This window comes from Sphingopyxis sp. sgz302558 (genome assembly GCF_057220455.1).
Genome location: NZ_JBXPUZ010000017.1, coordinates 1 through 8,841, shown reverse-complemented (window position 1 = coordinate 8,841; position 8,841 = coordinate 1). Strand labels below are relative to the sequence as shown.

Here is an 8,841-nt window from a genome sequence, read left to right as displayed (position 1 = left end):
TCATCAAGCGCAATGGTCACGTGGTGACTGTGATCGATACTAAGTGGAAGCTGGTCGGTCGGAATCCTGAAGACAAGAAGCGCGGTGTTTCGCAGTCCGATGTTTATCAAATGATGGCTTACGCAAGGCTATACCGGTGCCGGGATGTGATGTTGCTCTATCCCCATCACGCGGGGCTTGGCACTGGGGCACTCGAAGCCGGTTACGCAATGTTAGAGGGCGATGAACGGCTGCGGATTGCGAGTGTCGATCTTCTACGTGGCAAGGCGGCGGTCGTGCAGCAACTTACGGACCTGTTGTCACCCGGGGAAATCGCAACGTCAAAGTCGGGAGGCGTTTCGGAAACGTCTCAATCGCTCTGCCCAATGGGAATGTCCGAAATATCCTGATATGCATTGTTTACTATTAACTTGATTGTTCATTCAATTGATTAAGTGACGCTGGAGTCATCCCAGCCCCGCCCCCATAGCCTTAGAATTGCTCGATCCCATCGCATTTTCAATTGCCGTTTGCGTTAAACCCGCTCTCTGGCTGATCCCCGCAACAAGCTTTGCTCGATCATCGGTATAAATGGCCGCCGACACCTTCGCTCTTGAAATCCCGACATACATCATCTTCCGATCCACCAGATTGACGGCACGGCTGTCGGCGTGGATCATCACGCGTTCGGCGGTGCGGCCCTGTGCCGCGTGCGCGGTCTGGACATAGCCGTGGCGCAGATGTTGGTCGGTGGATTGGGTCAGATCAAGCGTCTGAAATTTGCCGCTGTCGAGCCGGATGCGGGCGGTCTGATCTTCGGCGCTTACCGACACGATTTGCGCACGCCCGCCATTCTCGCGGGATTGGGTACGGTCGTTGCGGGTGAACTCGATTCGGTCACCTTTCATCAAGTCGATGGTGCTGGGGGTGAACACCTCGCTCTTTCCAGCGCCCCATTGGCGCGGTCGCCAGTCAACGGTGCTGCCATCTGACTTTTCCAGAGACACCGCGTTCTTGGCCGGATCAACGCCCTTCACGGTGACGGTCTCGCGCTTCGCAATGCCCTTGTCGGCATAGTCACGCGCAAAGCGGATGACATCACCGACTTCATAGCTGCGGGCGTCGCGGGCCTCGGCATTGGTCAGGCCTTTGGATTCGAGCGTGCGCATGGCCACGGCTTCGCCGGTCAATCTTCCGTTGGAGATCAGCTGCGTCCTGATCTCGGCATTGAGCGCGTCGCGGCCTGAGCGTGATGGATCGATAACAATCGTGCTGCGCTGTTCCTTGGGCGTCAGCGCCGCGTAATCCCGTGCCATCATCTTCATCCGCTCGACAGGATCGGCATTGGTGATGATCCTGCCACCGCCACGGTCCAGCGCGTCAAGCGCGCGGCGGGCATCACCTTGAATACTGGCTTCGACCGCCTCCTTTGTCAGCGGATTGGTCTGACGAACAATTTCGGCGAGCTTGGCGGTTTCCATGCCAGCACCCTGCAACTGCGCGAAGGCGGCTCCGGCACCAACGGAACCAAGCTGGTTGACGTCGCCGACAAGAATGACGCGGGCTTTTGCTTTCTCGGCGGACTCCAGCAATGTCGCGGTATCGCGCGCTGAAAGCATCGACGCCTCATCCACAATCCAGACACTGCGCCCATTGGTTGCAATAGAGTGCTCGCCCATCAGATGCTTGGCAACAGTTTCGCCAAGTGTGCCAAGGGCGTCGCCAAGCGTGCGTGCAGCCGACGCGGTTGGGGCGAGAGCGGCGATCTTGTGCCCTTGCGCTGCGGCCTCATGCGCCAGTGTCGCCAGTACCGTCGTTGTCTTCGCCGTCCCGGCATAGCCCTGAACGGCGGTCACGCGGTTCTGACTGGTGAGCAAAGCCTTCGCTGCTTCGCGCTGATCTGCTGTCCATGGATAGTCTGACGAAAGCGCAGCGCGGGCAACGGCCTTTGCAGCCTGTTCCGGGGTCTGGATCGCCACGATCTTGCCGCGCCCATTGGCCTCGGCGCGCAACAGTCGATGCTCATTGTCAATGTTGCTCGCGGTCGTGAAGCCGCCAAACTCCGCACCACGCTTGTCGATGAACGTGCGCGGCGCAAGCGCCCCATCTTTGGCTGCCCGGCTAATCGCCGCGCTGATCTGGGTTTGGGTAACAGTCCCCAGCCCAAACCGTCCGGCTTCCTTTTCCAAGTCCGCCGCCGAAAAAACCGACTGGCGTTCTCCCAGTTTCTCGGCGGCAAAAGCAACAGCCTGATGCGCAGTGATTTCGCCTTGTGCAGTCAACATCGGCGCATGTTCATCCCGTGCCGCCGTCTGTTCGGCATTTGCGACCAAGGCCAATCGAGCAGCTTGATCAAATCCGGCACTATCCGCCGTTTCGCGCCAATCCTTGACCAGTTCGGCGCGGTTGACCTCTTCCTTCACCGCGCGGGTATCGAGTGCGGCAATCTGTTTCTCCGCCGCAGACGCACTCTCCCGCGTCTGCCCCCGCTCGACCAAACGCGCTTCAACCTGCGCGGCGCGTTCGCTGAATGCCTTGATGGCCTCGGCGGAAACGCCCTTGATCTCAAACAGCGAGTCCTTGCCCGGTTCAATCTCATAACCCAGTTCGCGCACATTGACGGCCAGCTCCTGCCGATACCGAGCGCCGATGGCCTTCTGGAGCTGATACAATGCGCGCGGTTCCAGACTGCGCCAGTTGCCGTCCGCGTCGCGCGTCGCGTTCATGATGACATTGTGCGTGTGCAACTGCGGGTCTTGGGCACGGCTAGTGTCATGGCGGAAGCTGGCAACCACAAGATTGCCCGTCTGGTGCCGGTCAACCTTACCACCCTCTCTAATACGGGTCGCGGCACTATGGCGCTCGGCAAAGGCGAGAGCAGTTTTGACCGCCCGGTCATGCACACCAATCAAACGCCGGTCGCCCGCGACCTCGGCCATGATCGATACCGACTTTGGTGCGCTCATGGTGACATCCCATCCGGGACGGTGCTGGTTTGCTCCGTCCCGGATCGTGCCCAGTTGCTGGCCGTCCGGCAATTTGCCATCCAGCATATCGCGGAATTGATCCCGCTCGACCTCGCCCGACAGGCCAAGCGCTTGCGCGCCCGCGCCCTGCCATTCGCTTGGGGACAGGCCATCTCCGGCATAATAGTCATCCGCTTCATAATAGGATGACGCTTGCGCCGAACTGCTGATGGCACTGATGGTGGCAACCATCAGACCGGCCCATCGCCTTTGATCGTGGCTTCGGCTGACGCGCCCTTGGCGGGCAACTTGCTCCACAGCGAGCGACTGACGTCCACAGGTATGAAACTGCGTTGCCTTGGATCACCCCGCGCGTCGATATGCGCGCGGGTCAGCCTGATCTTTGCCACTGGCAAGGCATCGGGCAATTGCAGAAAGCCTTGATGCGGTTCGAGCCGCATATCGCTTTCGATCACAGCTGCGCGGACATGACGCACCGAGCCAAGCGACGTCTGCCCGCTGTTCGGCCCATATTCGAAGCTGTCCGACCCACTGCGGATTTCGACCTCGACATCGCCGATATTGTCCGACGCCCATTTGCGGGTGTCGCGGTCGATCAGCTGCAAATAGAGTTTGGTGTTGCAGCAACCCAAAAGTGCCTCGGCACTGTCGCGGCCATAACGCCTGTGCATCTGCCCGATGGCCTGAAAGGTCAGCACCACACTGGCCCCAAACTTGCGCCCCTCAGGTAACAACCGGGTGAGGTTATCGACACGCGGCAGGTCGGCGAGCTCATCAAGGAAGAACCACAAGCGACGACTGGATGATGGCTCCAGCCCCAAGGTCGCGCTCGCGGCGCATTCAAGCCAGCAGGCGAGCAAGGGCTTCATCGCCTCGAAATAGTCTTCCTTGCGGGGAACGAAGATCCACGGCTTGGGGCCTTGGTGCTTGTCGAGCCCATTGATGAAGTCGCGGAATGCAAAGCTGCCATTCTCTCCCGGTTCACGCCACAGGAACTGCAACAGGTTGGAGGCCTTGGCGAGCATGAACAATACGCTGCCGGTCGCCCGGTCGGCGTCATCTTCAAAGGTGCGCGCCGACGACGTGCCTGCCAGCCACACCTTCATCTCCTCCTTGGTCTTGGCCTGCAAGGCGTTGAGCAGATCGGGAAGCGTGGTCTTCCCTTCCGCGTTCAACACCCGCAACACATTGGCGACCAGAATGCGGCTGGTTTCCAGCCAGACATCATCATCGCGCTCGCCGGTTTCTGACACAAGCTGGCGCGCGATGCGGTCGGCATCTGCCGGGTGCGCAATTTCCGAGAATGGCGACCAATAGGCTGACCGGGCATCGAACGGATTGAGGATGATATCGCCGCGCTCGGGCCGGTAATAGTGCGCGATAAACTCGCCGCTGGTGTCATAGACCAGAGCGGGTTCGCCGCGTGCTTCGACCATATCGAGCATCTGGCGCAAGACAGTGGTCTTTCCTGCACCGGTCGTGCCCAAAAAGGCGAAGTGACGACATTCGAGCCATTCAGGGATTCCAACAGTTGCAACGCGAATGGACCGGTCGTTGGTCGCGGCTTTGGTCAATCGCCACAACTGGCGCTCGGTCACGAGCTGCGTGCCTGCAATATATTTGTCGAGCGCGGCCTTCCGGCCCCGGTCGCGCATCCAGATGGCCAGCCCGAAACATAGGCCAAAGCCCATCAGGCCACCCGCGACCAAACCCAAAATTGCTTTCGTCTTCAAATCGTCCCAACAGCGAATCCAGACAGGATCGCTGGCAAGGATGCTCGCTCGCACCGGGCCGGTTTGGCCGCCCGAACTGATGGTGATTGTCGGGTCAGATTTGCCGCTGGCTATCCATGTAACCAAGCTGCCTTGCCCGTGCTGCAAAGCGCATTTGAATTGCCACGGTTCGACGGTGTTGATCGGAACGCCGATACCACCCAGCGCAGCAACGCCCACAGTCGTCCAGAGATAAAATCTCCAACGCGCGGCAAAGCCGGAAATGGCTTGGCGGAACAGCCCCTGTCCACGCAACAGATTGTCGTGATCGTGGCTCATGACAGCACCTCCGCTGCCAACGCGCGCTGACGTTTGTAGGATGCCTGCGCCGCTTCGCTGGTTGCAGAGTCTGACTTCTCGGCATCGCTGTCATTGCGCAGCGCCGCGCGTCTGGCATAGGCATAGGCTGCGCTGGCCGTAAAAAGGCTGCGGTCAGTCAGCGCTTCGATGACAGAGAGTCGCAACTCAACTGCGGACAGAGCTGCGTTGCCAGGACTGGAAGCAGGCGCAACCGGCTTGGCCGTGATTGCCGTCAATCCGGCTTCGATCACACGGGCAAGGGCTTGATAACGGGTCATCCCGCGCGCCTCTGCGATGCGCCGGATCATGATTTCCTGACCCGCAGGGACGCGGATTGATAGTTTTATGCGATTCATGAGAGTTTCTCCGGGAGCGCGCCATAAGCGCGCTCCGAAATGGGCGGAATTGCTGGGCTGGGCCGTCGCTGTCCCCAAAGGGCGCGCGGATAGCCCGACGCGAAATCGGCGGAAATCAGGCGTGCACCCGTGCGTAGGGTGTGTATCTGAAATACTGGCTCGATGCGTAGCATCGCAGCCATTCCGCCAACTGTTCCAATGTTGTTGTTCACTGGGCATCGACCGTCTCGCTCCGAGCTGTCCGTTTTGCCCAAGCGATCATCGACGCGATGGCTTTCGCGTCGTCGGTGGCACGGTTCGGTTGCGGACAATAGGGTGATGCCCTGTCCAGCGTTCGGCTCTCCGCAAGGAAGCGGAAAACGGTGCGGTCGATCTCGACGCGCAATCGCGATTGCAATTCACTGCTTTGAATGGGATCGAGGCTGACCCAACCGACCTCGGTGAAAACCCGGCTGCCGAGCGGAAAAGTCTCTCCGGCGATCTCGTAGCGCGGGCCTTCGATATAGGTGATCGTTTCGGTGCCTCGCAGGATTTCGATGCAAGGCCTTGTGCCAAGAAAGAACGGACGAAGCGCCGCCTGCAAGGCGCGTCCATCATCGTTGTCCGCCAATAGTCTTTCGACAAGCGGTTTGAGGATGATTTCAATGTCGCGGGGAAAATCAATGCGGTGTGTAACCCGGCGCGAAGGGCGCATGGTGTGATCCTTTCGATTTGATGATGAGCCAACAGGGGGTGGCATTGGCAATGACCGGGTGCGGCCCTACTGGCGGGTCTGCTCGCCAAGTTCGCCTTGGGCGAGCCGGTTGATCGAGGCTGTCGTCAGCAGCGTGCGCCTGCCGATCTTGATCGCTTCCAACCGACCTGATTTGAGCAGGCCGTAGATTGATGACCGGCCAACGCCCAAAGCCTTGGCGGCACCGTTTACTGAAATTGCTATTGGTTCCATGTTCGTCTCCTTGGTCGCCAAATGGTGGCGAGAGACGTCTCAGGTTGCACAGAGTTGCCAGTGCGTCGCACGGTAACCCGAAGGCCGCAGGCAACCGCGCTTGTTTGGAAAGTTCGGCAACGCGGCCTTATCGAAAATGGCGAAATTCCGAGATTCTTCGGAAATGCGAGAGTGCGACCTATTTTCCTTGCAGGCGATTTTTCTTCAACGCCGCTTCGATTTCCGCAGCAAATTTTCGTAAAGTGGTCTCTTCGGGGACGTCGACGCCCATTAAGTCATCTTCATCGGCAACGCAGACATCGCGAATCAGTTTCATGATCTTCGATGTGCTGCCATGTGCGTCCAGATCAATGGCGCTCAAAGCGGGATGATCGACAAGCCGTAGCAGGATCGTTGCATAGTCGAATTCCTTCTTGCGACCCCCCGCCTTTGGTTTCGCATTGATAGCTGCCATGATCTCGTCCGCATCGGCGTCAAGATAGATCATCTTCGATTGCCAAAGGCCGTAAGGCGGCAGACAGCCTGAACGGATTCCCGCATATTTCGAAAAAGCCAAAGCGCGCAAAGTGCCGAAGAATTGACGGCGGTCCAGATAGCGCTTGCTGCTGTTAGTCCGGAAAGCGAATGGCTGTGGTGACGTTTCTTGCTGGAGATAGGTGAAGAGTTTTTCCAGCGCATCGACGGACGCCTTGCTCGCTCCGGCATAGAAGCCCGGCTTCGGTGGCCCGAATGGCGCGAGACCATATTGATAACTTCGCCAGTAGAGGACGGGAGCAAGCGCAGCCGCCGCGAAAATGGCTAGCAAGGCGAGGCCAGCATTGCCGGATGTTCTGCCAGATAGCTCCTCCCCGACCCAAACAATCAGCGCGAGAGAGAACATCAGGGTGAAAAAGCAGCACAGCGACGCGCTCAGGATGAAGCGCCATCTGATTGCTGCATCAATTGCAGCAGTGATGTGGTCAAGTTCGTCAAGTCCGTCCTTGACGTTCCGGTTAAGAACCCGAGCGGCAATTCTCCGCAATGATCGCGCTTCGTCCCGGGCGTCCACCTTGCTAGCTCCGAGCTGCGCTACAAGGGCAGGTTATTAGGCGGCCAGCCGATTGTGTGTTTCCCATTGACCTTTTCCTTCCCGCAGCTTGTCGATGTAGTCGCTCCACCATTGCGCCATCAAAACCCGTTCCTGCCAATAGGCCGATTGATTGTATATCCGCCGAACGCTGCCCGCCACCATATGCGCAAGCGCGCGTTCTATGGCGTCGGGATTCCATTTGCCGGACTCGTTCAAGAGCGATGAGGCTGACGTGCGGAAGCCGTGCGCGGTCATTTGTTCCTTCGAATAGCCCATGCGGCGCAAGGCTGCGTTGACGGTGTTTTCGCTGATCGGCCTTTGCAGCGAGCGTATCGAGGGAAACACATATCGTCCTGACCCGGACAGCGAACGCATTTCTTTGAGGATGTTAAGCGCCTGACGCGAAAGCGGAACGGCATGCGGTTGGCGCGTCTTCATTTTGGCAATCGGGATGGTCCAGACGGCTTTGTCAAAATCAACCTCTGCCCATTCCATCTGACGGATTTCGCCGGGGCGCTGGAAGACATGCGGTGTTAGCTTTAGCGCGTTCATAACTGACGGGTCGCCTTGATAGCCGTCGATCACATGCAGCAATGTACCGAACTCTTCGGGGTCCGTGATGGCCGCAAAGTGCTTTACCTTTGGCGATGTCAGCGCACCGATCAACAGATGGGCTGGATCGGTTTCGGCCCGTGCCGTTGCGACCGCATACCGGAAGACCCGGCTGGCGAAAGCGCGAAGGAGGTTGGCGGTTTCCAAACGGCCTCGCCGTTCGTGTTTGCGCAGCTCGTGCAATAGCTCCTGTGGCTTGATTTCGGTGACGGGACGTTTGCCGAAATCATTGCCCAGCAGCTCGACGAACCACCGCATTTTCTTCAAGGTCGGCTGGGCAAGGCCCTCGCGCTCCTTCTTGGCGATCAGTTCTTCGGCAACGCTGGCAAAGCTGTTGCTCGCCCGAATGCTCGCCTCGATCTTCGCCTGCCGCTTTGCGACATTGGGATCGACGGCGTGCGCGAGTTGCTTTCGCGCCGCATCGCGCGCTGCTCGTGCCTCTGCCAGCGTGATTTCAGGATAGGACCCCAGCGCAAGTTTCCGCTCCACGCCGTCGATGCGATATTTGACGCGCCACAGCTTGCTGCCACCGGGATTAACCAGCAGGTAAAGCCCCTGCGAGTCCGCCATCTTATAGGCCTTGTCCCGTGGCTTGGTCTTGCGGATTGCAGCGTCTGTAAGTGCCATTTGGGGGCCTCGCTCCAGATGGGGGCTTCACGAGGCCCCCAAATTAGGCCCCCATCAGCCGCAATTATAGGCAAACAGGGGCAACCACTGACAATCAGTAGATGCCTCAAAACTAGCAGAAAACTGGGAAATTTCAATCACTGACAGACATTCTCAGTCAGGATTTTGGAGGCCCGAGCCGGAATCGAACCGG

At 58.8% G+C, this 8,841-nt stretch carries 8 protein-coding genes; 1 reads left to right on the top strand and 7 read right to left on the bottom strand.

Annotated features, from left to right (window positions below; all coding sequences use genetic code 11):
• A partial coding sequence (locus tag AC2TC0_RS16005; protein ID WP_484718448.1) for a 5-methylcytosine restriction system specificity protein McrC occupies nt 1-389 on the top strand: 389 nt, incomplete at its 5' end.
• Between the two features lie 57 nt (nt 390-446).
• Here the strand turns inward: AC2TC0_RS16005 and mobF are convergent.
• From mobF to AC2TC0_RS15970, 7 genes are all read right to left on the bottom strand, one after another.
• Nucleotides 447-3,197: a MobF family relaxase gene (gene mobF / locus AC2TC0_RS16000; RefSeq protein WP_484718447.1), complete on the bottom strand. Its 2,751-nt coding sequence runs from the start codon at nt 3,195-3,197 to the stop codon at nt 447-449.
• The gene (locus tag AC2TC0_RS15995) at nt 3,197-5,017 is read right to left on the bottom strand and encodes a type IV secretion system DNA-binding domain-containing protein (protein ID WP_484718446.1); all 1,821 of its coding nucleotides are present in this window, start codon (nt 5,015-5,017) and stop codon (nt 3,197-3,199) included. The genes mobF and AC2TC0_RS15995 overlap by 1 nt, the downstream gene beginning before the upstream one ends.
• Complete coding sequence (locus tag AC2TC0_RS15990; RefSeq protein ID WP_484718445.1) at nt 5,014-5,394, bottom strand: hypothetical protein; 381 nt, start codon at nt 5,392-5,394, stop codon at nt 5,014-5,016. Before AC2TC0_RS15990 ends, AC2TC0_RS15995 begins: the two co-directional genes overlap by 4 nt.
• A gap of 208 nt (nt 5,395-5,602) precedes the next feature.
• On the bottom strand, nt 5,603-6,088 hold the full coding sequence (locus AC2TC0_RS15985; RefSeq protein WP_484718444.1) for a hypothetical protein: 486 nt from the start codon (nt 6,086-6,088) through the stop codon (nt 5,603-5,605).
• Between the two features lie 66 nt (nt 6,089-6,154).
• Complete coding sequence (locus AC2TC0_RS15980) at nt 6,155-6,340, bottom strand: helix-turn-helix domain-containing protein (protein WP_484718443.1); 186 nt, start codon at nt 6,338-6,340, stop codon at nt 6,155-6,157.
• A gap of 178 nt (nt 6,341-6,518) precedes the next feature.
• Complete coding sequence (locus tag AC2TC0_RS15975; protein ID WP_484718442.1) at nt 6,519-7,388, bottom strand: hypothetical protein; 870 nt, start codon at nt 7,386-7,388, stop codon at nt 6,519-6,521.
• A gap of 36 nt (nt 7,389-7,424) precedes the next feature.
• Nucleotides 7,425-8,648: a tyrosine-type recombinase/integrase gene (locus AC2TC0_RS15970; protein ID WP_484718441.1), complete on the bottom strand. Its 1,224-nt coding sequence runs from the start codon at nt 8,646-8,648 to the stop codon at nt 7,425-7,427.
• Between the last annotated feature and the right edge of the window lie 193 nt (nt 8,649-8,841).

Coding starts and splice junctions, on each gene's coding strand:
- AC2TC0_RS15995 (WP_484718446.1), bottom strand. CDS start 5,017: ATGAGCCACGATCACGACAATCTGTTGCGTGGACAGGGGCTGTTCCGC.
- AC2TC0_RS15980 (WP_484718443.1), bottom strand. CDS start 6,340: ATGGAACCAATAGCAATTTCAGTAAACGGTGCCGCCAAGGCTTTGGGC.
- AC2TC0_RS15990 (WP_484718445.1), bottom strand. CDS start 5,394: ATGAATCGCATAAAACTATCAATCCGCGTCCCTGCGGGTCAGGAAATC.
- mobF (WP_484718447.1), bottom strand. CDS start 3,197: ATGGTTGCCACCATCAGTGCCATCAGCAGTTCGGCGCAAGCGTCATCC.
- AC2TC0_RS15970 (WP_484718441.1), bottom strand. CDS start 8,648: ATGGCACTTACAGACGCTGCAATCCGCAAGACCAAGCCACGGGACAAG.
- AC2TC0_RS15985 (WP_484718444.1), bottom strand. CDS start 6,088: ATGCGCCCTTCGCGCCGGGTTACACACCGCATTGATTTTCCCCGCGAC.